Below are 22,498 nucleotides of genomic sequence, written 5' to 3' on the forward strand. Positions count from 1 at the left end.
TTCCATGGCTTCTCTCGACCTGAACACGGATGTCGTGACCTTGACCGCCGCCCTGTGTGACATTCCATCGGTGAGCAAGGACGAGCAGGCGATCGCGGACGCGATCGAGGCGGCGTTGCGCGAACTGCCGCATCTGAGCGTGCAGCGGGACGGCAACGCGATCGTCGCCCGCACCGACCTCGGCCGCGAAGAGCGCGTCGTGCTCGCCGGGCACATCGACACCGTCCCGATCACCGACCCGCCGAACGTTCCCGTGCGCCGGGTCGACGGGATGCTCCTCGGGCGTGGGACGACCGACATGAAGGGCGGGGTGGCGGTGCAGCTGGCGCTCGCGGCGGGAGTGCCCGAACCGACCCGCGACGTCACCTACGTCTTCTACGACTGCGAAGAGATCGAAGCCGAGTTCAACGGCCTGGCCCGGCTCGTGCGCAATCACCCCGACTGGCTCCAGGCCGACTTCGCGGTGCTGCTCGAACCGACGGACGGCGGGATCGAGGGCGGCTGCAAGGGCACGATGAAGGTCGACGTGTCGGCCAAGGGCATCGCCGCTCATTCGGCACGACCGTGGAACGGACACAACGCGATTCACGAGGCGGGGGAGATCCTCGCCCGGCTGTCCGCGTACGAGCCACGTACGGTCGACGTCGAGGGCCTCGCCTACCACGAGGCGCTGAACGCGGTCGGTATCGCCGGCGGCATCGCGGGCAATGTCATCCCTGACCGATGCGTCGTCTCGGTCAACTACCGGTACGCACCCGACCGCGACACCGAGCAGGCGCTGGCCCATCTGCGCGAGGTCTTCGCCGGGTACGAGATGGAGGTCAAGGACGCCGCCGACGGGGCGAAGCCCGGCCTCGACAAGCCCGCCGCCAAGGGGTTCGTCGACGCGCTCGCACTCCCGGTCGTCGGCAAGGAGGGCTGGACGGACGTCGCACAGTTCTCGGCGCTCGGCGTCCCGGCGGTGAACTTCGGGCCCGGCGACCCGAACCTGGCACACACCGACGACGAACGCTGCCCCGAGGATCAGATCACCGCCGCCTTGGAGGCCATGCGGCGATGGCTGTCGCCCGACTTCGCGGATGGGAGCCAGGCACGATGAACGCAGCCAAGGGGGAGGAGCCGATCGGCATGACTCGCGCCGAGATCGAGATGGTCGAGATCGAACGCCGCGGCTACCGCCGCGGGGCCACGACGCTGCGTGGTTCGCAGGTGCCCCACACCACCACCGACCAGCGTCTGCTGGATCGCCAACCCGACTCCGACTGGTTGCACACCGACCCCTGGCGGGTGATGCGCATCCAGGCGGAGTTCGTCGAGGGATTCGGCGCGCTCGCCGAACTCGGACCGGCGATCAGCGTGTTCGGCTCGGCCCGCCTCCAGCCCGGCAGCGAGCACTACGCCAAGGCTGTGCAGGTCGGACGGTTGCTCGCCGAAGCCGGCTACGCGGTCATCACCGGCGGTGGACCGGGCGCGATGGAGGCAGCCAACAAGGGGGCCTGCGAGGCCGGGGGAGTCAGCGTCGGACTCGGCATCGAACTACCCTTCGAGACCGGCCTGAACGAGTACGTCGATCTCGGTGTGAACTTCCGCTACTTCTTCGTCCGCAAGACGATGTTCGTGAAGTACTCGCAGGGATACGTTGTGCTCCCAGGCGGATTCGGCACGCTCGACGAACTCTTCGAGGCGATTACGCTCGCGCAGACGCAGAAGATCACCAGCTTCCCGGTGGTGTTGCTGGGCGCAGACTTCTGGACCCCGATGCTCGACTTCGTCACCGGAACGCTGCTGGCCGAGGGGATGATCTCGCCGGACGACGTGAAGCGACTGCAGATCGTCGACGACCCGGCCGAGGCGGTCGAGATCATCATCCGTGAGGACCGCCTGCTGCACCCTCCGGCGTGAGTCGGATCGCGAGGCCTCCGGGCATTACCCTGTCCGGGTGATCGTCGTTCTCATCGTCCTGCTCGTGGTCGTGGCCGGCCTGGCGGTTGCCGCTGTCATGGGACGCTTCGGCGGGTTCATGGACGACGCGGTCACCACGACACCCTTCGAGACCCTGCCCGACGGCCACCTGACCTCGGACGACGTCGCGTCCCTGCGCTTCGACCAGACCGTGCGCGGCTACCGCATGGGGCAGGTCGACGACGTGCTCGACCGCCTCCGTGAGGCGCTCGACGACCGCGACGCCGAGATCGCCCGTCTGCGTGCCGAGCGGGACCAGCGCATCGAGTATTAGAGAATTTCCTTGGGGGACAACGCAATCGTCATCGGATCGGACGGCATCGCACGTTGTGCGTGGGCCGGGTCCGATCAGCTCTATCTCGCGTATCACGACGACGAGTGGGGCCGGGCCGTACACGGTGAGCAGGCGCTGTACGAGCGGATCTGCCTGGAGGCATTCCAGTCCGGCCTCGCGTGGATCACGATCCTGCGCAAACGACCCGCGTTCCGCGTGGCCTTCGCCGAGTTCGACCCCGATGCAGTCGCCTGCTTCGACCAGGGCGACGTCGACCGACTGCTGAAGGATGCCGGCATCGTGCGCAACCGGCGCAAGATCGACGCGGCGATCACGAACGCGCGGGCGACGCTCACCCTGCGTGAGCGAGGCGGACTCGACGAATTCGTCTGGTCGTTCGCCCCGCGGCACCACCGTCCGCCGACAGACCTCAGCCACGTGCCGGCTCAGACACCAGAGTCTGTGGCACTGTCGAAAGCGTTGAAACAGAACGGTTTCGCGCACGTTGGGCCGACCACCATGTATGCAGCAATGCAGGCATGCGGTCTCGTCGACGATCATCTCGCCGGCTGTCACCGGCACGCAGAGCCGCGATGAGCCTGGCAGCCTGTTCCGCGCTGATGCGCGTCCAGCAGCGTCTGGGTCGGTCCGTCGACGCCCACCTGGGCTGGTGGGTCCTCGGTGTGTTCCTGCTCGCGCGGTTGTTCTCGGCGGTGCTGATGGCCCGCATTGCGCCGCACACGGGCGAGATGGTGGTCGCCTACCGGGAGGAGCGCGGACCGCTCGGCTACTGGGACATCGTCCATTCGTGGGACGGCAAGTGGTACGAGCAGATTATCCGTGAGGGCTACCCGAAGGTGCTGCCGCTCGACCAGGAAGGCGAGGTCGCGCAGAACACCTGGGCGTTCCTGCCGCTCTACCCGGCCATGACAGCGGGACTGATGCTGGTCAGCGGGTTGTCGTTCGGCGCCGCGGGATCACTGATCTCGATCGCCTGTGCCGGTGCCGCTGTCGTGTTGATGAGCGTGCTGTTGCGTGAACGGATCGGTGCGCGCGGCGCGTTCGCCGCCACGCTGTTGTTCTCGGTAGCGCCCTCGTCGCCGGTGCTGCAGATGACCTACACCGAGTCACTCGGGATTCTGCTGCTGACCATCTTCCTGTGGGCGATCACCAGGGAACGCTGGTTGACGGCGAGCGCCACCGCGCTGCTGCTCGGCTTTGAACGACCGATCGCTCTGTCGCTCGTCGGGGTCGTGCTGGCGGTGCTGCTGCGAATGGTGCTGCAGCGGCACGATCTGCGGCTGCGCCCTCGTGACGTCCTGGGCGCGTCAGGGACGTTGATCGCGACCGGCATCTGCGGCCTTGCCTGGCCGGCCGTGGCTGCTTGGCGCACAGGGGAGTTGGACGCCTACACGCGCACCCAGGCCGGGTGGCGTGCCGGAGACGTCGTGCCGTTCAAGCCCTGGTACACCAACTTCCAGATCCTGTTCGGTGAGGGCAAGGGCGTCATCGTGCTCTTCGTCCTGGTCACCGTCGTGTTCATGATGATGACGGGGCCCTGGTCGCGCGGACTGGGTTTCGTGCTGCGCGCGTGGATGGTGTCGTACTCGCTGTACCTGCTGGCCATCGTGGACGTCTGGAGCAGCACCTTCCGTTTCCTGCTGTTCCTCTGGCCGATCACCGCGATCCTGGTCGGGGCCGCGCAACAGCGGTCGGGGGACCGGTTGCTGGTCGGCTGGCGTACCGCCGCCTGGGCTGTCGTCTTCCTCGGCTGGCAGATCTGGTGGGTGGACGAACTGTTGCACTTCACCCCGCCCGCCGACAGCGCGATCTGACACCAAGGCAGATTAGGACGAGACTCACCCACACGCTGGTCGAGTGGGCGCGGAGCGTTACGAGACTCACCCACACGCTGGTCGAGTAGGTGCGGAGCGTTAGCGGAGTGCCGCGATCGAGACCAGATGAGGAACGTCCGAGACGAACAGCCCCGCCGGCGACCGGCGGGGCTGTTCGGTGAAGCGGATGGGTCAGTCGTGCTGCCCCGGGTGCTTGGGCAACTGGACGCCTTGACCGAAGCCGTCGGGAGTCTGCTGCGGCGGCAGCGTCGGGTGAGCCTGGGTCGAGCCACCGTCACCGCCGGTGATCGCCCGTGGATTCTGCGCGGCGGGCTGCTGGTTCTCCGCGGCCGCCTGGTCCTTGGCTGCCTGACGGTCGGCACGGCGCTCTGAGCGACGCTTGGCGTCCTCCTCCATGATGTCGCCGGCGACGGACTGACGGGCGACGGCTTCGGCCTCGGCGACGGCCTTGGCGACAGCCGGGTCGCGGCTGAGGTCAAACCATTCCTCGACCTCGTCCTCGTCCACCTTGGGGACGTCCTCGTAGGACGGCATCTCGTAGCGGAAGGTGCCGTCGTCGCTCTGCTGTCCGAAGGACTTCGCGAAGCCCTGCAACGCCGAACCGAAGTCGCTCGGCACGACCCACACCTTGCTCGCCTCGCCCTTGGCCATCTCCGGGATCTGTCGCAGGTACTCGTACGCCAGCAGTTCGGGCGTCGGCTTGGCCGCACGGATCGCGGCGAACGTCTTCTCGATGGACTTGGCCTCACCCTGGGCCCGCAGGTACAGCGCGGCACGGTCACCCTGGGCGCGCAGGATGCGCGACTGACGGTCACCCTCGGCGGCGAGGATGGAGGCCTGCTTGGCACCTTCTGCGGCGAGGATCTGGCTCTGCTTGTCACCCTCGGCCGACTTGATCGCCGACTCGCGGTGACCCTCGGCGGCCAGGATGGTTGCACGCTTCTCGCGATCCGCCTTCATCTGCTTCTCCATCGATTCCTGGATGGAGGGCGGCGGGAAGATGGACTTCAACTCGACACGGGCGACGCGCAGACCCCAGCGGGACGTGGCCTCGTCCAGGACGCCACGCAGCTGGGTGTTGATGACCTCACGGGAGGTGAGCGTCTCCTCCAGCGTCATGCCACCGACGACATTACGCAAAGTGGTGGTGGCCAACTGCTCCACGCCGACGATGTAGTTGTTGATCTCGTAGACCGCAGAGCGGGGGTCGGTCACCTGGAAGTAGACGACCGTGTCGATGTTGACCGTCAGGTTGTCCTCGGTGATCACCGGCTGCGGGGGGAAGCTCACCACCCGTTCGCGCAGGTCGACCTTAGCGCGGATCCGGTCGACGAACGGCATGAGGAACAGCAGCTGCCCCGACACCGTCTTGGTGTATCGGCCGAGTCGCTCGACGACGGCTGCTTCCGCCTGCGGCACCACGGCCACCGACTTGACCACGATGATGACCGCCAGGATGGCGATGATCGCCGCGATGATGAGTAATGGTTCCATTCAGTTCTCCCCGAAATTGTCGCTGTCAACGACGGCAACAGCACCGTCGATCCGATCCACGACGAGCTTCTCGCCGGGTTCGAAGGTCATGTCCGGTCGAGCCGGACGAGCTGTCCAGATGTCGCCGCCGATCCGCACCAGGCCGCCGTCCTCGGTGACCTGTTCGACCACTTCTGCGCGTGCGCCGAGCAGGGCGTCGGTGTTCATCGCGTGCATCGGTCCGGACAGGAAGTGTCGCTTGAGGGGCGGACGGACCAGCAGCAGCAGGGAGATCGAGACGACTGCGAACACCACGGCACTGACCCAGGTGTCGGCGCCGGCCGCGGAGGTGCCGGCTGCTGCGAGAGCGCCACCGCCGAGCATGAGCAGGACGAACTCGCCGCCGAGGACCTCGAGCCCGATCAGGGCGAGTCCGGCGACGATCCAGAAGAGTGTCGTCCAGTCCATGTGCCCTACTTCCTCGACTTCGTGCTCAGCGTCCCTCGAACACCGGTGGCTTCTTCGCGATGAACGCGTCCACGGCCGATCGGTGATCGGCCGTGCCCCCGGTGAGTTTCATCAACTCGGCTTCCTTGGCCAACGATTCGGACAGCTCATGAGTTGCCGCGAATCCGACCGCGCGCCGGACGGATCCGTACGCGATCGTTGGTCCGGATGCTAACCGCTGAGCCAATTCGGCGACGGCGGAATCGAATTCATCGTCGGGGACGACCGTGGTCGCCAACCCGAGTTCGAGAGCCTCGTCGGCCTTGACGGTGCGCGGGAAGAACAGCAGCTCCTTCGCTTTGGCGATACCGACCAGACGCTGCAGCGTCCACGAGGACCCGGAGTCGCAGGATAGAGCGATACCGGTGAACGCCAGATTGAAACCAGCGCTCGCGCGCAGCACGCGTAGGTCGGCGGCGAAGGCGAAGGCAGCGCCTGCGCCGGCAGCAACACCGTTGACCGCGGCGATCACCGGTTTGTTCATGGTTGACAGCAACTCGACGATCGGGTTGTAGTGCTCCTCCACGGTGGTGTCGAGTGCGTCCGAACCGAGCTTGAGCAGCCCCAGGTGTTCTTTGAGGTCCTGGCCGACACAGAAGGCGCGGCCGGTGCCGGTGAGCACGACGACTCGCACGCTCTGGTCCTCAGCAGCCGCCTGCAACGACGACAGCAGCAAATCCTTGGTCGGGATGTCCAGCGCGCACATCTCGTTCGGGCGGTTGATCCGAACGGTCGCGACACCGCCGTCCCGCTCCACGACGACAGGGGCCTCGGTCATGGACGTTCTCCTTGGTTGGTCAGGCCACGGACGGGCTTTCAGGCCCGGCCGAGTGCGGTGCGGATACAGGACTCAACGTACGCCGACGCTCCCGGCCGCAGCCGGGCGGCCACGTCGCGGAAGCGCTCGGACGCAACGGTGCCCGGCCATGCGTCGGGTAGAACCTCGGGTGGCAGACCGGGGTCACGGAACAGGAACTTGCGCCACTCGTGAACTGCGAGCGTCCTTGTCAGATAACGCTCTTCGTCGCTCGCATCGTCGGGGAAACCCTGCACCAGTTCGGTCAGCCAGCGGTCGTACTGTCGGTGCGCGTCGGCGATCTGCTCCAGGTCCCACATCGACGACGCGAACTGCCGCGGGTCACCGGACAACTCTGAGTGGAACTCGCGATAGCCGGGCCCGAGGGTGCCTGCGAGGTCGTCGCTCGCACGGGGAGCGATCCAGGTGTCGACGGCCAGCCTGGCGTAGCCCAGGTACTCCATCGAGGCCCGGACGCGGGCTCGAGCCGACCTGTCGCCGCTGTGTTCGACGACGACGATGTGCCACCGACCGTCCCACTCGGGCGTGTGGTCGGCGTAGATCCGTTGTCCGGCGGTGGCCAGGCGCTGCGCGGCCCGTGGGGTCATCGCGTAGCCGCGCGCGCCGTCCCGGGTCTGGGCGGTGAGCCAGCCTTCGCGGGCCATGCGCGAGATCGCGGTGCGGGTCGCCGCCGGGGCGATGTCGATGACGCCGGTGAGCTGCACGAGTGCCGCGACGGGGGCCCACTTCGTGCTCGACAGCAGGTGGTCGCCGTAGATGTCGAAGACGGCGGACCTGGCGAGCATGGCCACATGCTGCCACGGTCTGTCGAGGCGTGGGATGGGCGCCGTTGCGACAGACCGGGGCCGGTCGGGGGATCGTTGCAATTCGTTGACCACCGAATTTCCTCCCTGCGCCCGCACTGGGGGATAATGGTCGGCGTAAAGGGTGCGTCACCGAGTCATCGGCAAGACAAAAACGAACTGTGTGGATGCCGACGCGCCCGTCACGAAAGCCACACGGCGGAAGGGGAAGCACCCATGGCGGCGATGAAGCCGAGGACTGGCGACGGCCCGCTCGAAGTCACCAAGGAAGGCCGGAGCATCCTGCTGCGCATGCCGCTGGAAGGCGGTGGCCGACTCGTGGTCGAGATGAACGCCGAAGAGGCGCAGGCGCTGGGCGACGCGATCAAGGGTTGCATCGGCTGATCACCCGGTACAGATGACGGAAAGTCCCGTGGATCAACTGATCCACGGGACTTTCGTGCTGTTCCGGACGGTCAGCGCTTGATCGCGACCAGCAGTCCGTCGCCGACGGGCAGCATCGTGGTCGCGAGATCTGAGTCGTCGCGCAACTGCTTGCCGAGGTCGCGCAGCGTACGGGTGACCTCGTCGCGAGCGGTCGGGTCGGCGACCTGGTCGTGCCAGAGCATGTTGTCGATCGCGAGCACCCCGCCTGGATGCAACAGGCGCAGCGCTTGCTCGACGTACTGGGGGTACTCGGTCTTCTCGCCGTCGACGAGCACCAGGTCGTAGCCACCGTCGGTGAGCCGGGGCAGGACCGACAGCGCACTGCCGACGATCGTGCGGGTGCGTTGTGGTGGGTAGCCCGCCTCGGCGAACGCCTGCTTGGCGGCGTGCTGATGCTCGCTGGAGATGTCGATGGTGGTCAGGATGCCGTCGGACGGCATGCCGGTCAGCAGCCACAGGCCGCTCACGCCGGCACCGGTGCCGATCTCGACGACAGACCGGGCCTGGCAGGACGCGGCAAGCATGCGCAGGGCCGCTCCCGTGCCGGTGCCGACGGGGACGCATCCGAGCTCGTCGCCACGGGATCGCGCGCGCTCGATGTGCTCCGGTTCGACCGTGAACTCCTCGGCGTAGGTCCAGGTACCGGGTCGCATGGATGTCATGGCTGACAAATCTACTTGGCGCGCCCGACAGTGCGAAAATGGATGCGGAATCGACCAGGGGAAACAAACAGGCGAGACCGATCGTTGAACCGAATGACGCTCACGGGCGTCCAGTCGGTGGGATCGACAGCAGCTGTACCGCGGTCACACAGCTGACACACAGCCGGGTGGGTGAGGCTGGAGCCGCGCAACGACTGGATGAACTGGGGGACAACGACATGACCGCGACGCCCGATAGGACGACGTTGAAGCGAACCAAGACAGTGGTGCCCGACCAGGCCCCGGCAGGCTGGCAGCCGCCGACCTGGGAGGAGATCGTCGCCGAGCACTCCACGCGGGTCTACCGGTTGGCCTACCGCCTGACGGGCAATGTCCACGACGCCGAAGACCTCACGCACGATGTCTTCGTCCGGGTGTTCCGCTCCCTGGGCTCATACCGTCCCGGCACCTTCGAGGGCTGGCTGCACCGCATCACCACCAACGTCTTCCTGGACAAGATGCGCCGCAAGCAGCGCATCCGGTTCGACGCCTTGTCCGACGACGCCGCCGCCCGGCTGGTCAGCCGCACCGGCAGCCCGGAGCAGTTGTACGCCGACGCACACTTCGACGACGACATCCAGCGTGCGCTCGATGCACTGTCGCCCGACTTCCGCGCCGCGGTCGTGCTCTGCGACATCGAGGGTCTGTCCTACGAAGAAGTCGCCGCGACGCTGGACGTCAAGCTGGGCACCGTCCGATCCCGCATTCACCGCGGCCGCGCCCAACTGCGTGCCGCCCTGGCGCACCGCGACCCCGCGGTTCGCCCGGTCGAACCGGTCGTTCCGGCTCGTACCTGTCTCGGTCTGGGGCGGCCCGTGGAGGTCGGCGGATGATCTGTCCCGAGCACGACGTGCTCGTCGATTACGTCGACGCAGTCCTCGACGCCAAGACGGCAACCGTCCTTGAGCGGCACCTGGTCGCGTGCCAGTGCTGTCGGTCGAAGGTGGCTGCCGAGCGGGATCTCATCGGTCGGATGCGCGGGGTTCCGGCCAACGCGCCTCGCGGCGACTCCGACTTCATGGCCGGACTGCTCAGTCTGGGTGATCTGCCGACCCAGCCGATGCCGGCCCGACGATCCTCGTCGAAGTCGCCGGCGACGATTCCCTGCCACGCGCCCGCTCAGTACGTCTCCGCGCGCAAGCCGATCGGTATCGCGGCGCTGGCCGTCGTCGGTTGCATCAGCGCGGCCGTCGTCGCCATTCATGCTCCGGTGCAGAGCGGCACGCCCGCTCGCATGCCGGTGATGCGCAGTCAGCCAGCCACGGGGCAGGCGCCGATGGCGCGGGTGATCGGTTTCGAGCAGAACGCTCCCGGCTCGCCGCGTCCGTAGTCCCCGCGGCGAGCGGGTCCCGACCGGCCTCTCCCCCCGCGTCGGTGCACGACCGGGTCACGATCGAGAATGGACACCATGTCGCAGGACCCGCGATCCAGACCCCTTCCCGTCCCGCGCCCGGGCGATGCCCCGCACCCGCACGGGCCGGCCACGCCCACCTCCGGCGCAGGGAACCCGACAGGCAGCGCCCCCGGCCCTTTTCCGGCGCCGCCGGTGCTCGGTCCTGCTATTGGTCCAGGTGATGGTCCGCAGGCACCCGCGCCACGTCGTCCCAGGCGGGCCGGTCTGTTGATCGCGAGCGCCGCGCTGCTTGCTCTGTTGTGCGGCGGCGTCGGCGGGTATGTCGGCAGTGAACTTGCCGGTCGACAGGATTCATCATCCGCAGACGTAGCCGCCGGCAATGTCGAAGCCATCGCGAACAAGGCTCTGCCGAGCGTCGTCACAATCAGGATCAGCAGTTCGTCGGGGGTGCCGCGGGGCAGCGGATCCGGCTTCGTGCTGCGCTCGGACGGTTACATCGTCACCAACAACCACGTCGCGTCCGCGGGTGGTGACGGTGCCGGCCTCAAGGTCCTGTTCTCCGACCAGTCGGAAGCGGACGCGCGGATCGTCGGGGTCTCCCCGACGTACGACCTCGCGGTCCTGAAAGTGGAGCGCAAGGATCTTCCGGCGCTGGAACTCGGCGAGTCCGACGACCTGAAGGTCGGTCAGTCGGTGATCGCGGTGGGTGCTCCGCTCGGCCTCACCGGGTCGGTCACCACCGGCATCGTGAGTGCGCTGAATCGGCCCGTGGTCACCGGCGACGACGATTCGTCCGGAGGTGCCAGCAGTGAGTCCAACTCCCGTTCCTACATGAACGCGATCCAGACCGACGCGGCGATCAATCAGGGAAACTCCGGTGGCCCGCTGTTGGATCTGCGGGGAAAGGTCATCGGCGTGAACTCCGCGATCTACTCCTCGCGCAGCGGAGGAAGCATCGGTCTGGGTTTCGCGATCCCGGCGGACCAGGTGCGGCGCACGTCCGACCAACTCATTCGTACGGGCAAGGCCGAGTACCCGGTCATCGGTCTCGACTTCGACCCCGGCTATTCCGGCGACGGTGTGAAGGTCTCGAAGATCAACCCCGACGGGCCGGCTGCGAAGGCCGGTGTCAAGGAGGGCGATGTGATCACCTCGATCGACGGTGTGGCCACCAAGGACCCAAAGACCTTCCTGGTGACGTTGCGTTCCAAGGAGATCGGCGACACCATCACGGTGGGATTCAAGACCGGCGAGGAGCAGAAGTCGGTGACGATGCGCACGGGAGCCGGCAGCTGAATCGCCACCCGGCGCCTGCGGTGCGCCGGACGTCGTAGGCTGTGCTTCGGCCTGTGCACGAGGGAAGGAGAGAACACCAGTGTTCGGTATCGACACCTGGGAGTTCGTCCTTCTCGTCTGCCTGGCCGCTTTTCTGATCGGCCCCGAGCGACTACCCGAATACGTGGCGAAGTTGCGCGGCTGGGTTAAGCAGGCACGCGAGTATGCCGAAGGCGCGAAGTCGCAGCTCAAGGACGAGATCGGCCCCGAGTACGCCGACATCAACTGGCGGCAGTACGACCCGCGTCAGTACGACCCTCGCAAGATCGTCCGGCAGGCGCTGTTCGACGAGGACGACGATGCTGGCGAGGTTCCCGGTGAGCACGACCCGGTGATGGACGACATGGGGTCCACCTGGGAACCCACGCGCTATGACCCCGACCGACCCACGCCGTACGACGTCGACGCGACCTGAGTGCCGAGCGTCAGCGGACGCTCGGGGTGAGGCCCAACGAACGTCCGGCCAGCCCGCGCGCACGCGTCCCGAGGCCCTTGGCGATCGCGCGCAGCGCGACTGCGGCGGGGGAGCCAGGACGGGAGAGGACGACCGGGGCGCCGGTGTCGGCACCCTCACGCAACGCGGTGTCGAGCGGGATCTGACCGAGCAGTTCGACGGACGCGCCGACCGAGCGCGACAGTGAGTCTGCGACGGCCCGGCCACCGCCGGATCCGAAGATCTCCTGGCGGGTGCCGTCGGGCAGTTCGAGCCAGGACATGTTCTCGATGACACCGGCGATGCGCTGCTTGGTCTGCAGCGCGATGGAACCGGCGCGCTCGGCGACCTCGGCGGCTGCCTGCTGCGGGGTGGTCACAACCAGGATCTCCGCGGTCGGGATCAGCTGCGCGACGGAGATGGCGATGTCACCGGTGCCGGGCGGAAGGTCCAGCAGCAGCACGTCCAGGTCGCCCCAGAACACGTCGCCGAGGAACTGCTGCAACGCCCGGTGCAACATGGGGCCGCGCCAGACGACCGGCTGGTTGCCGGGGACGAACATCCCGATCGAGATGACCTTCACGTCGTTGGCGATCGGCGGCAGGATCATGTCGTCGACCTGCGTCGGCTTCTGGTCGACGCCCAGCATGCGCGGCACCGAGAAGCCGTAGATGTCGGCGTCGACCACGCCGACCCGAAGGCCGTTCTGGGCCATCGCAGCAGCGAGGTTGGTGGTGACCGACGACTTGCCGACACCACCCTTTCCGGACGCGACCGCATACACCCGGGTGAGTGAACCGGGCTTGGCGAACAGGATCTCCTTCTCCGCAACTCCGCCGCGCAGCGACGCCTTGAGGTTTGCGCGCTGCTCGTCGTTCATCACGCCGAGACGCACCTCGACGCCGGTGACGCCCTCGACCCGCTGCACGGCAGCGGTGGTGTCGGAGGTGAGCTTGCTCTTCAGCGGGCAGCCGGAGATCGTCAGCAGGATCGTGACGCTGACGTGGCCGGAGTCGGAGATGTCGACGCTCTCCACCATGCCGAGGTCGGTGATGGGCTTTCGGATCTCGGGGTCCTCGACGGTCGCGAGTGCAGCGCGGACGGCATCGAGTGTGGGGGCGACAGACATGCTCTCCATGGTAGGCGCCTGAGCGCGATCACCCCAATGCGGCCGTGCCTGACTCACTCCGCTGCGGTTTGTCCTTCTTCTTGCGCGGCTTCTGCTCGGACTCCGTGGGCTGGCCGAGAATCCCGCGCTCCTCCATCTCCTCCAGCAGGTTGCGCAGCTCGCTTCGGACGAAGTCGCGAGTTGCGGTGTCGCGCAACGCAAGTCGCAGCGATGCGACTTCGCGGGTGAGGAACTCCGTGTCGGCTAGGTTGCGCTCATCGCGTCCACGGTCCTGTTCCAGAGCGACGCGGTCACGGTCGTCCTGTCGGTTCTGCGCGAGCAGGATCAGCGGAGCGGCGTACGACGCCTGCAACGACAGGATCAGCGTCAGCAGGGTGTAGTTCAATGCACGCGGGTCGAACTGCGCCGCCTCCGGCATGAAGGTGTTCCAGGCCAGCCAGAGGGCGACGAACACCGTCATGTAGAGCAGGAACGCCGGCGTTCCCATGAACCGCGCAAACCGCTCGGACAGCACCCCGAACCGTTCGGCATCGACGCCGGGCCGTGGCAAGAACCGTCGCCGCAGTTCGCGCGGCTGGTCCAGGCGTGAACTCGACGTCTCGCGCCGCACGGTCTGCTTGCGGTCGATCTTCTTGTCCGGGCGCTCGGCACGTTCGCTCATCGCAGACCACCTCCCGAACGGTTGACGGAGGAAGCGCTGCGGACGTCGTGCCGACCTTCGCGCCAGTCGTCCGGGAGGATGTGGTCGAGCACGTCGTCGACGCTGACCGCGCCCAACAGGTACCCGTTCTCATCGACCACGGGCAACACGACAAGGTCGTAGGTGGCCAGCGTGCGCGTCACTTCCTCGAGGTTGGCATCCACCGGGATCGCCTCGACCGTCTGGTCGACCGCCATCCCGACGGACGTGTTCGGCGGTTCCCGCAACAGTCGCTGGGCGTGCACCAGGCCGATAAAGCGTCCGGTCGGTGTCTCAAGCGGTGGGCGGCAGACGAAGACTGCTGAGGCGAGCGTCGGCGCCAGTTCCTCGCGGCGGATCATCGCCAACGCCTCGGCGATCGTGGCGTCCGGGCCCAGGATCACCGGCTCGGACGTCATCATGCCGCCGGCGGTGTTCTCCTCGTAGGTCATCAACCGGCGCAGCGGGGCGGCGTCGTCCGGGGCCATCAACTGCAGCAGGTGTTCGGCCTGCTCCGGCGGTAGGTCGGCGAGCAGGTCGGCCGCGTCGTCCGGTTCCATGGCCTCCAGGACGTCGGCGGCCCGTCCTCGTTCGAGGCCGCCGATGATCTCGATCTGATCCTCCTCGGGCAGCTCTTCAAGGATGTCGGCCAGTCGGCTGTCGTCGAGCGCAGCAGCGACCTCGGCCCGGCGCTTGGGGTTGAGGTCGTGGATGACCTCGGCGAGATCGGCCACGCGCAGGTCCTCGTAGGTCTCCAGCAGGCGCTCGGCACTCTGCGCCCCGGACTGACGGCGCAGGCCCTGCACCTGATCGAGGTCGACCAGCGAGGTCGTGCCGGGACGCCGGCGGATCAACCGGGACACGGCCCGGCTGGTGGACGACTGCGCCTGGCCGCTCTGCCGGACGAACACCTTGGTCAGGATCCAGTCGCGGCGCGCATTGCGCGCGATCGCGATGTCCTCGACGACCGCCTCGAAGCTGCCGTCCGGGTCATTCACGGTGACCCGGCGCTCGAACATCTCCGCGAGCACGAGCGTCTCGGTGGCGCGCTGCTCGAACCGGCGCATGTTGACCAGACCCGTGCTGATCAGGGCTGCGGGGTCGATGCTGGTCACGCGGGTCATCGGCAGGAAGACGCGCTTCTTGCCCGGCACCTCGATGACCAGGCCGATGGCGCGGGGATTGCGACCGGTGAAACTCACCACGACGTCGCGGACCAGGCCGACGCGGTCGCCCAGGGGGTCGAGCACGGTCAGCCCGGCGATTCTCGACACGAAGATCCGGGTGCTCACAACAGGTCAGCCTATGTCCCCGAAGGGGATTCAGTGTCTGCGGCGTAGCCGTCCGAAGTGTCGTGGCCGCCAACGGTCGGTCGTGGCGGGCGTCTGCTCCGGCGGACGGGCACCGGAAGGCTCGGTCGCGCCGGGTTGCGGGACCGGGGCGTCGACATCGACGTCGATCGCCCAGACCGCACAGGAGGCCTTCCACCGGTCCAGCACCTGTTGACCCGGAGCGCCTTGGCGCGCGCCCATCAGAGCGGTGATCGCGGGCTCCCAGGCCGGCACGCCCGGACGCAGCCGGAACGCGCTCGCAGGCACCGGGCCGACCCGGGCGCGGGTGTCCTTGGTACGCAGGATGACCTCGATCTGCGCAGGCAGCACGGGCAGTTGCTGCTCGTCGGGGCCGCTCACGACGTACAACCGACTGCCGTCGACGGCGTGCCACACCGGCCACGGTCGACCCTCTACGACCAGCCAGCTGATTGCCGACCGGGGGAGCACCGCACCAACCTCGCTCATGGGCGCAGACTACTGACTCGCAGCCGAACCCGTCTTCGCGTCGTCGCGTAATTGCCGGCGCAGGATCTTGCCCGTGGTGGTCTTGGGCAGTTCGTCCATCAGATCGACGTGTCGCGGGTACTTGTAGGCGGCCATGCGTTCCTTGCAGAACTGCACCAGTTCCTCGGGGGTGGTCGACGAGCCGTCATTGAGCGACACGTACGCCTTCACCGACTCACCGCGGTACTCGTCGGGCACGCCGACGACCGCGACCTCCCGGACGTCCGGGTGGGTGTAGAGGACGTCCTCGACCTCGCGCGGCCAGACCTTGTAGCCGGACGCGTTGATCATGTCCTTCTTGCGATCGACGATGTAGAACCAGCCGTCCGTGTCCATGAATCCGACGTCACCGGTGCGCAGTTCGCCGCCCGGCAGGGACTCCGCGGTCGCCTCCGGCTTGTTCCAGTAGCCCGGGATGACCTGTGGACCACTGCTGCAGATCTCGCCGACCTCACCCGGCGCAAGCTCCTCGCCGTTCTCGCCGACAATGCGAACAACGGTGTCGTACACCGGGACTCCCACTGACAGTGCACCTGAATCCTCATCGACCGGAGCCCTTGATCCAGCCGGCACGCAGTGCGTCGGCGAGTTCGTCTCGGTCAGACCGTAGGCGTTGTGGATGTAGTGACCGGACAGCTTCTCGAACCGGTCGGTCACCGCCGGCGCGATCGGTGCGCCACCGGAGTAGATCAGCCGGAATGAGGAGAAGTCGTCCTTGCTGACGCCGGGTGTCGAGGACAGCGCGATGAAGACCGTGATGGATCCGATGGTGAACGTCGGGCGGTGTTCACGCAAGGCGTCGAGCACGACGTTCGGCTCGAAGCGGTAGGCCAGCACCAGTGGACAACGAGCCGCGATCGCCGCCCCCACGTGCCCGACGAGCCCGGTGATGTGGAACAGCGGTGCGATGCCGAGCACGCGATCCTCGCTGGTGAGCTTCATCCACCGCAGATAGGTGGAGGAGTTGAACGCCATGTTGGCGTGGGTGTTCATCGCACCCTTCGGTACACCGGTGGTGCCGGAGGTGTACGTCAGCACCGCGATGTCGTCCGGGGAAGGAGTGCGCGTCCTCGGCTCGCGCCCGGCGTACTCCTCGATGATTCGCGACAGCGCGGTCGTGCCCTCGGGGGCGTCGCCCCGGCGGACGTCGGCGAACAGGCGCTCGTCGTCGCGGCTCTGTTCATCGAGCGGGTTGACGCTGACCACGGTGCGGACGGACGTCTGCCCACTTTCGACCACGCCCGCGACGACCTGGTCGTACAGCTCGTCGTGGCACAGCACCGCCACGGCACCGGAGTCACCCAGCAGGTAGGTGAGTTCGCGAGCCTTGCTCATCGGGTTGATCGCGACGCCGCAGCCACCGGCCTTCCACGCGGCGACCAACCCGATGAGGAAAGCGGGATGATTCTGCAGGTAGAGAGCAAGCCGGTCACCCTCGGCAAAACCGCTCTCCTGCAGGAAGACTGCGAGCGTGTCGGATCGCTCGTCGATCTCCTTCCAGGACAATGCGCGGTCGAACCACAGGACGGCGGTGTCGTCCGGTGCGGCTTTCACGGCTTCACGCCACAGCGACAACATGTCAGGTCGGTCGGCGGTGATGCTGTGCGGCTGACCGTCCTCGTATCGCGACAGCCAGGGGTGCTCGGCGTTGCTCATTCTGCGTCAGGTCCTCTCGTGCTCGCTGCTACTTGATCGCGAGCGGGTTGACCGGCGAACCGGTGGCGCGGTGCACCTTCAGGGGAGCGGCGGCGTACAGGAAGGTGTACTGCTTGTCCTGCGCGCTGGACTCCGCGAGCGTCTCCAGGTCGCAGATCTCGGTGAGCGTGACGCCGAGGTTGCGCATGAGCGCGTTGTGCAGCACGAGGGCGACGCCGTTGTTCGGGTCGTAGGTGACCTCGTTGGCGATCGTGTCGGTGACCAGGTTTGGAATCTCCATGTCCTGGAACCACTCGACGAGTTCGGGGCTGTAGACCAGGCCGGGCTCGTTGAAGCCCTCGTAGAACTTCTCACCCTCGTCGAAGAAGCGCTGGATGAAGTTGGTGCGGATCACGATGATGTCGTGCTTCTCGATCGTCGTGCCCTGGGCCTCGGCGCACTTGACGAGGTCTTCGTGGGTGAAGGTCTCACCCTTGTCCATCGCGTCCTTGCCGACGAACCGCGCCATGTCGAGCAGGATGCCGCGTCCGACGACACCGCGCTGCGCGATCGGCTCGACGCTGGCCTTGTCCATGCCGCCGACGGTGGTGCGGGCGTCGTAGCCGTTCCACAGCTTGCCGCCGTACCAGACGTGGCCGAGGGCGTCGTACTGCGTGGAGCCCTGCAGGAAGGCGTTGATCTTGTCGTCGGCGTAGTGCAGGCCGCCGGGGTACTGGGGTGCGTCGTCGCTGTCCCAGGTGGCCTCGTCCAGCAGCATTGTGCGCTCCGCAGGGGCGCGGCCTGGCCACACCGGGTCGCCCTTCGGGTCGTTGATCAAGCGCTGGAGGGTGTGCACCTCGCCCTTGGTGACCGACTTGATGCCACGCAACACCTCCTGATCGGTGAGGTAGTTCAGCGAACCGACCTCGTCGTCCGGGCCCCATTTGCCCCAGTTCGAGGGGGAGTCCTTGAGCAGTTCGTCGAGGCTGATGGCGTCTGACATGTGGACCTCCGCAGTGAGAAGCGGGCCGAACGCCCGCTCGGTCGTATTTGACGTGTGTGGTCAGCGTCACAAGCCGACGACGGGATGTCAACAGGGATCCAGCCAGATTCTCACCAGGTAGACGCTCGTCCAACAACTCTTTCGCAGATCATCATGTTCATCTAGCCTGAACACATGTCGACGATCACCACGGGCGTGCGCGTGGGGCGATCGGTGCGCGCGCACCGGCAGCGACAGGGAATCTCGTTGCGCGACCTCGCCGCTCGGCTCGAGGTCAGCCCGGCGACACTCAGCGGTATCGAGAACGGCAACACCGCGCTCTCGGTGGACCGGCTGTTCCACATCGCCGACGAGCTCGACGTGTCCGCGCCGCGGCTGCTCGAGCCCGGCGATGTGGGCGACCTCCCGCATCCGCCGGCGACAGCCAAGGGTCTTGCTTCATGGCCCGACCTGCCGGACAGCGGCGCCGGTGACTGGCGCACATTCCACGATCTCCCGCTCGACCCAGCACTGAGCGGTGCGCTGATCGCGTTCTGCGAGAAGGGTTTTCACGGAGCGTCGATCCGCGACATCGCCGACTGTGCGGGGCTCAGCGTGGCCGGCCTCTATCACTATCACCGGTCCAAGCAGTCCATGTTGCCTGCATTGCTCGACCTCACGATGGCCGACCTCTTCTGGCGCCTGGAAGCCGCCCGCGACGGGGAACCGGATGCCGACGAGCGACTGCATCGCACGGTCGAATGCCTCGCGCTCTACCACGCCCGGCGTCCCCGCTTGGCTTTCCTCGGTGCCAGCGAGATGCGCAGTCTCGCGCCGTCGGACCGCAGCCGGATCACCCGGTACCGCAAGGACGTGCAGAGGATGCTGGATGACGACATCCGCGCCGCTCTGCGCGAGGACCCCGATGCCGACCGCCTCGTGGTGACACTCGGCAACTCGATCTCCACCATGTGCACCTCGATCGCACAGTGGATCCACCACGACGGTTCGATCAGCCCCGAACTGATCGCCGTCGACTATGCCGACGCCGCAGTCGCCATGGTCACCCAGAGACGTCAACCCGCAACCCGATCCCGAAAGGCCACACGATGAGCACCCTTCCCACGCCACAGTCCCCGGAGAGCGTCTTCACCTACGGTGCGCCGCAGCTGAAGTTCGGTCCCGGCGCGGCCGACGAGATCGGCTACGACCTCAGCCTGACCGGTGCCAAGCGCGTCCTGGTCGTGACCGACCCGGGCGTCGCCGAAGCCGGGGTCGCGCAGCGCGTCGCCGACCAGATGGGTCAGTTCGCCATCGAGGCCATCGTCTGGGACGGCACACATGTCGAGCCCACCGACGACTCGTTGCGTGAGGCCGTCGACTACGGCCGGTCGAACGGCCCATGGGACGCGTTCGTCGCCGTCGGGGGCGGCAGCAGCATCGACACCGCCAAGGCAATCAACCTGATGACGTCCAACGAGGGCGAACTGATGGACTACATCAACGCGCCCGTCGGTGGTGGCAAGGCGCCCCAGAACCCGCTCAAGCCGCTGGTCGCCGTCCCCACCACGACCGGTACGGGTTCGGAGAGCACGACCATCTGTGTGCTCGATGTGCTCTCGCTCAAGGTGAAGACCGGGATCAGTCACGCCCGGCTGCGTCCGACGATGGCCGTCATCGATCCGATGGTCACGCTCACCCAGCCGGCCGGGGTGACCGCCGCCGCCGGGATGGACATCCTGTGCCACGCCCTCGAGTCGTACACCGCGCGTCCGTACACCTCCTACGAGCACAAGCAACCGCACGAGCGGGTGCCCTACTGCGGGTCGAACCCAATCGCCGACATGTGGTCGGAGAAGGCACTGGCGCTGCTGGCCGGGTCCTTCCGCACGGCGGTCCATGACGGAGACAACCTGGACGCACGTGCGGACATGGCGCTCGCCGCCACTTTCGCCGGCATGGGCTTCGGGAATGCCGGCGTGCACATCCCGCACGCGAACGCCTATCCGATCGCCGGCCGGGTCAAGGACTTCCACCCGAAGGACTACCCTTCTCACGAGCCGATGGTGCCGCACGGAATGTCGGTGTCGCTCACGGCTCCTGAGGCCTTCCGGTTCACGTTCGATGCCGACCCCGAGCGGCACCTGAAAGCAGCCCGGCTGCTCGCGGCCGGTGCTGACAAGAACTACGACTGCGTCCCTGACGCCGAACTGCTACCGACCGTCCTCATCGACCTCATGCGTGACATCGACATCCCGAACGGGTGTGGCGCGGTCGGCTACGACAGTAGCGACATTTCCGACCTGGTGGAGGGGACGATGAAGCAGCAGCGTCTGCTCACCACCTCTCCCAAGCCGGTGACCGAGGAAGACATCGCAGGCATTTTCGAGCGGAGTCTGAACCTCTGGTGAGCTGGTGACGACCCGACCGCAGCCGCCCGCCGAATTCTCGGCGGGCGGCTGTCGTCCGGGGAAGGAATGTGTCGAAGGTCTCGTTGTTTCAAATTGGAAGTTTTCGATATCGAAATGTACGATAGGGAACATCAAGGCCACCGACGAGACCCAGGAGAGGAGGCCGGTGATGCTCGGTCAGATGCCGTTCACGCGCCACCAGCTGGCGATCGTCAAGGCTGCAGATGCATACCGCACGGAGAAGTCGCGTTCCAGCGCCCTGCGCGGATTGTTCAGCCGCTGATTCTTCGGGAAGCCGCTGCCAGCACAGCAGCCTCCTCGCACATGACTAAGGTCCTCAACCGAATTCGGTTGAGGACCTTCGTCGTGGGGCCGATCAGCCGCGCTGCACCCGGGCGATCCACTCCTCGACGTCGGAGCTGCTGCGTGGCATGTGATCGGACAGGTTGCGGTGCCCGTCCTGCGTCACCAGGACGTCGTCCTCGATTCGGACGCCGATGCCACGGAACTCCTGCGGCACGAGTTGGTCGTCCGCCTTGAAGTACAACCCCGGCTCGACGGTCAGGATCATGCCCGGCTTGAGCTCGGCGTCCATGTAATCCTCCTTGCGGGCCAGCGCGCAGTCATGGACGTCGATACCTAGGTGGTGGCTCGTGCCATGCACCATCCACCGACGGTGGTACTGGCCCTCTTCGGTGTCGAGCGTCTTCTCGACATCGACTCCCTCGGGCAACAGGCCCCACTCGAACAGGTGCTCGGCAATGACCCGGATCGCGGCCGCGTGCACATCGCTGAACTTGTTGCCCGGCTTCACCGCGGCGATGCCGGCCTCCTGGGCGGCGTGCACCGCGTCGTAGATCTTGCGCTGCACCTCGGAGAACGTGCCGTTGATCGGCAACGTGCGTGTGATGTCGGCGGTGTAGAGCGAGTCGACCTCGACGCCGGCGTCGAGCAACAGCAGGTCGCCGTCCTTCACCTCGCCGGTGTTCTTGATCCAGTGCAGCGTGTTCGCGTGGTCACCGGAGGCGCAGATGGAGTCATATCCGACGCCGTTGCCCTCGTGGCGGGCGACCAGTCCGAAGACGCCCTCCACCCAGCGCTCGCCGCGTCCGCTCTCCAACGCCTTCGGCAGGTCGGCGATGACCGCCTCGAAACCACGCTCGGTGGCGTCCACCGCGTCCTGCATCTGCTCGATCTCCCAGTCGTCCTTGATCAGACGCATGGTGGAAAGAACGCGGGCCAGCTCGTCGTCGAGCGTCGTCTCCTGCTGCTCGACACCCGCTTCGCTGCGCACTTTGTCGACCAACGCGGTGACGTCGCGGTCGGCGTCACGCACCACGGCGAGTTGGACGGCGCCGGCATCCTTGGCCAGCGCGTCGGGCAGCTCGTCGATGTGCCGAGCTGTCACACCCAGCTCGGCCTCGATGTCTTCCAACGTCGGGCGGGCGCCGACCCAGAACTCGCCGTAGCGCGAGTCGCCGAAGAACTCCTCGGTGTCGCGCCCGGCCAGCGGACGGAAGTACAGCACGGCCTCGTGGCCGGATTCGGTCGGCTCCAGCACCAGCACCGCATCGGGTTCGCGATCACTGCCCAGGCCGGTCAGGTGGGCGAACGCCGAGTGCGGCCGGAACTGATAATCGCAGTCGTTGCTGCGGACCTTCAGGCCGCCGGCAGGCACGACCAGTCGTCGACCGGCGAAATCGGCGCTGGCCGACGCGCGCCGGTCGGCCGCGAAATCGGCCACCCGTGCGCGGTCGGGCACGCTGATGTCCCGTTCGGCCCAACCGGACGCGACGAACTCGCGGAATGCCTTGGTGTACGGACGGCTTCGGTGCTCGGGCTTCTTCTGCTCTTCACTCACCCGACCATCGTCGCACGGCCAT

At 66.9% G+C, this 22,498-nt stretch carries 24 protein-coding genes; 12 read left to right on the forward strand and 12 right to left on the reverse strand.

Annotation, left to right across the window (positions count from 1 at the left end):
- Positions 1-4: 4 nt before the first annotated feature.
- Genes dapE through FB459_RS05780 form a run of 5 tightly spaced genes read left to right on the forward strand, consistent with a single transcriptional unit; the run spans position 5 to position 4,071 of the window.
- Positions 5-1,099, forward strand: coding sequence for a succinyl-diaminopimelate desuccinylase (dapE, locus tag FB459_RS05760; protein ID WP_129627721.1), 1,095 nt, complete (start codon positions 5-7; stop codon positions 1,097-1,099).
- 50 nt (positions 1,100-1,149) lie between these two features.
- Positions 1,150-1,902, forward strand: a complete 753-nt coding sequence (locus tag FB459_RS05765; protein WP_129627733.1) for an LOG family protein — start codon at positions 1,150-1,152, stop codon at positions 1,900-1,902.
- 37 nt (positions 1,903-1,939) lie between these two features.
- Positions 1,940-2,236 (forward strand): DivIVA domain-containing protein, encoded by a 297-nt coding sequence (locus tag FB459_RS05770; protein WP_129627724.1) that lies wholly within the window; start codon positions 1,940-1,942, stop codon positions 2,234-2,236.
- A 9-nt stretch (positions 2,237-2,245) separates the two neighbouring features.
- On the forward strand, positions 2,246-2,833 hold the full coding sequence (locus tag FB459_RS05775) for a DNA-3-methyladenine glycosylase I (protein WP_141927768.1): 588 nt from the start codon (positions 2,246-2,248) through the stop codon (positions 2,831-2,833).
- A complete protein-coding gene (locus tag FB459_RS05780) occupies positions 2,830-4,071 on the forward strand; it encodes a hypothetical protein (protein ID WP_141927769.1) in 1,242 nt (413 codons plus the stop codon). Before FB459_RS05775 ends, FB459_RS05780 begins: the two co-directional genes overlap by 4 nt.
- Positions 4,072-4,263: 192 nt before the next feature.
- Here FB459_RS05780 and FB459_RS05785 read toward each other — a convergent pair whose 3' ends face one another.
- Genes FB459_RS05785 through FB459_RS05800 form a run of 4 tightly spaced genes read right to left on the reverse strand, consistent with a single transcriptional unit; the run spans position 4,264 to position 7,674 of the window.
- Complete coding sequence (locus FB459_RS05785; protein WP_129627108.1) at positions 4,264-5,586, reverse strand: SPFH domain-containing protein; 1,323 nt, start codon at positions 5,584-5,586, stop codon at positions 4,264-4,266.
- Positions 5,587-6,033, reverse strand: coding sequence for an NfeD family protein (locus FB459_RS05790; RefSeq protein ID WP_129627105.1), 447 nt, complete (start codon positions 6,031-6,033; stop codon positions 5,587-5,589).
- A 25-nt stretch (positions 6,034-6,058) separates the two neighbouring features.
- On the reverse strand, positions 6,059-6,850 hold the full coding sequence (locus tag FB459_RS05795; protein WP_129627102.1) for an enoyl-CoA hydratase-related protein: 792 nt from the start codon (positions 6,848-6,850) through the stop codon (positions 6,059-6,061).
- 38 nt (positions 6,851-6,888) lie between these two features.
- Positions 6,889-7,674: a PaaX family transcriptional regulator gene (locus FB459_RS05800; RefSeq protein ID WP_129627099.1), complete on the reverse strand. Its 786-nt coding sequence runs from the start codon at positions 7,672-7,674 to the stop codon at positions 6,889-6,891.
- A 234-nt stretch (positions 7,675-7,908) separates the two neighbouring features.
- On the opposite strand from FB459_RS05800, the gene FB459_RS05805 reads away from it, so the two are divergent.
- Positions 7,909-8,076 carry a DUF3117 domain-containing protein gene (locus tag FB459_RS05805; protein ID WP_115923734.1) on the forward strand — a complete coding sequence of 56 codons (168 nt, stop codon included), beginning with the start codon at positions 7,909-7,911 and terminating at the stop codon, positions 8,074-8,076.
- A gap of 71 nt (positions 8,077-8,147) precedes the next feature.
- Here the strand turns inward: FB459_RS05805 and FB459_RS05810 are convergent, their stop codons facing one another.
- On the reverse strand, positions 8,148-8,780 hold the full coding sequence (locus FB459_RS05810; protein WP_129627096.1) for an O-methyltransferase: 633 nt from the start codon (positions 8,778-8,780) through the stop codon (positions 8,148-8,150).
- Between the two features lie 218 nt (positions 8,781-8,998).
- Between FB459_RS05810 and sigE the strand changes: the two genes are divergently transcribed.
- From sigE to FB459_RS05830, 4 genes are all read left to right on the forward strand, one after another.
- The gene (gene sigE, locus FB459_RS05815; RefSeq protein WP_129627120.1) at positions 8,999-9,652 is read left to right on the forward strand and encodes an RNA polymerase sigma factor SigE; all 654 of its coding nucleotides are present in this window, start codon (positions 8,999-9,001) and stop codon (positions 9,650-9,652) included.
- On the forward strand, positions 9,649-10,149 hold the full coding sequence (locus tag FB459_RS05820; protein WP_129627093.1) for an anti-sigma factor family protein: 501 nt from the start codon (positions 9,649-9,651) through the stop codon (positions 10,147-10,149). The genes sigE and FB459_RS05820 overlap by 4 nt, the downstream gene beginning before the upstream one ends.
- 291 nt (positions 10,150-10,440) lie before the next feature.
- A complete protein-coding gene (locus FB459_RS05825; protein ID WP_168990295.1) occupies positions 10,441-11,469 on the forward strand; it encodes a S1C family serine protease in 1,029 nt (342 codons plus the stop codon).
- A 79-nt stretch (positions 11,470-11,548) separates the two neighbouring features.
- Entirely contained in the window at positions 11,549-11,923 is a 375-nt protein-coding gene (locus tag FB459_RS05830; RefSeq protein ID WP_129627087.1) for a twin-arginine translocase TatA/TatE family subunit, read from the forward strand.
- 10 nt (positions 11,924-11,933) lie between these two features.
- On the opposite strand, the gene FB459_RS05835 is transcribed toward FB459_RS05830, so the two are convergent.
- Genes FB459_RS05835 through FB459_RS05860 form a run of 6 tightly spaced genes read right to left on the reverse strand, consistent with a single transcriptional unit; the run spans position 11,934 to position 18,225 of the window.
- Complete coding sequence (locus FB459_RS05835) at positions 11,934-13,070, reverse strand: Mrp/NBP35 family ATP-binding protein (protein WP_129627083.1); 1,137 nt, start codon at positions 13,068-13,070, stop codon at positions 11,934-11,936.
- Between the two features lie 28 nt (positions 13,071-13,098).
- Complete coding sequence (locus tag FB459_RS05840) at positions 13,099-13,731, reverse strand: DUF1003 domain-containing protein (RefSeq protein WP_129627080.1); 633 nt, start codon at positions 13,729-13,731, stop codon at positions 13,099-13,101.
- Entirely contained in the window at positions 13,728-15,041 is a 1,314-nt protein-coding gene (locus FB459_RS05845; protein WP_129627077.1) for a magnesium transporter MgtE N-terminal domain-containing protein, read from the reverse strand. Before FB459_RS05845 ends, FB459_RS05840 begins: the two co-directional genes overlap by 4 nt.
- 30 nt (positions 15,042-15,071) lie before the next feature.
- Positions 15,072-15,548 carry a hypothetical protein gene (locus tag FB459_RS05850; RefSeq protein ID WP_129627074.1) on the reverse strand — a complete coding sequence of 159 codons (477 nt, stop codon included), beginning with the start codon at positions 15,546-15,548 and terminating at the stop codon, positions 15,072-15,074.
- 9 nt (positions 15,549-15,557) lie between these two features.
- A complete protein-coding gene (locus FB459_RS05855; RefSeq protein ID WP_141927770.1) occupies positions 15,558-17,243 on the reverse strand; it encodes a long-chain-fatty-acid--CoA ligase in 1,686 nt (561 codons plus the stop codon).
- A gap of 28 nt (positions 17,244-17,271) precedes the next feature.
- A complete protein-coding gene (locus FB459_RS05860) occupies positions 17,272-18,225 on the reverse strand; it encodes a cyclase family protein (RefSeq protein WP_141927771.1) in 954 nt (317 codons plus the stop codon).
- Between the two features lie 174 nt (positions 18,226-18,399).
- Here FB459_RS05860 and FB459_RS05865 point away from each other — a divergent pair, with 174 nt between their 5' ends.
- Entirely contained in the window at positions 18,400-19,317 is a 918-nt protein-coding gene (locus FB459_RS05865) for a TetR-type transcription factor C-terminal domain-containing protein (protein ID WP_141927772.1), read from the forward strand.
- A complete protein-coding gene (locus FB459_RS05870; RefSeq protein WP_141927773.1) occupies positions 19,314-20,615 on the forward strand; it encodes a hydroxyacid-oxoacid transhydrogenase in 1,302 nt (433 codons plus the stop codon). Before FB459_RS05865 ends, FB459_RS05870 begins: the two co-directional genes overlap by 4 nt.
- A gap of 376 nt (positions 20,616-20,991) precedes the next feature.
- Here FB459_RS05870 and FB459_RS05875 read toward each other — a convergent pair whose 3' ends face one another.
- Entirely contained in the window at positions 20,992-22,476 is a 1,485-nt protein-coding gene (locus FB459_RS05875; protein ID WP_141927774.1) for an aminopeptidase P family protein, read from the reverse strand.
- Positions 22,477-22,498: the final 22 nt, after the last annotated feature.

Origin of the sequence: Yimella lutea (genome assembly GCF_006715095.1) — a bacterium.
Lineage (GTDB): Bacteria > Actinomycetota > Actinomycetes > Actinomycetales > Dermatophilaceae > Yimella > Yimella lutea.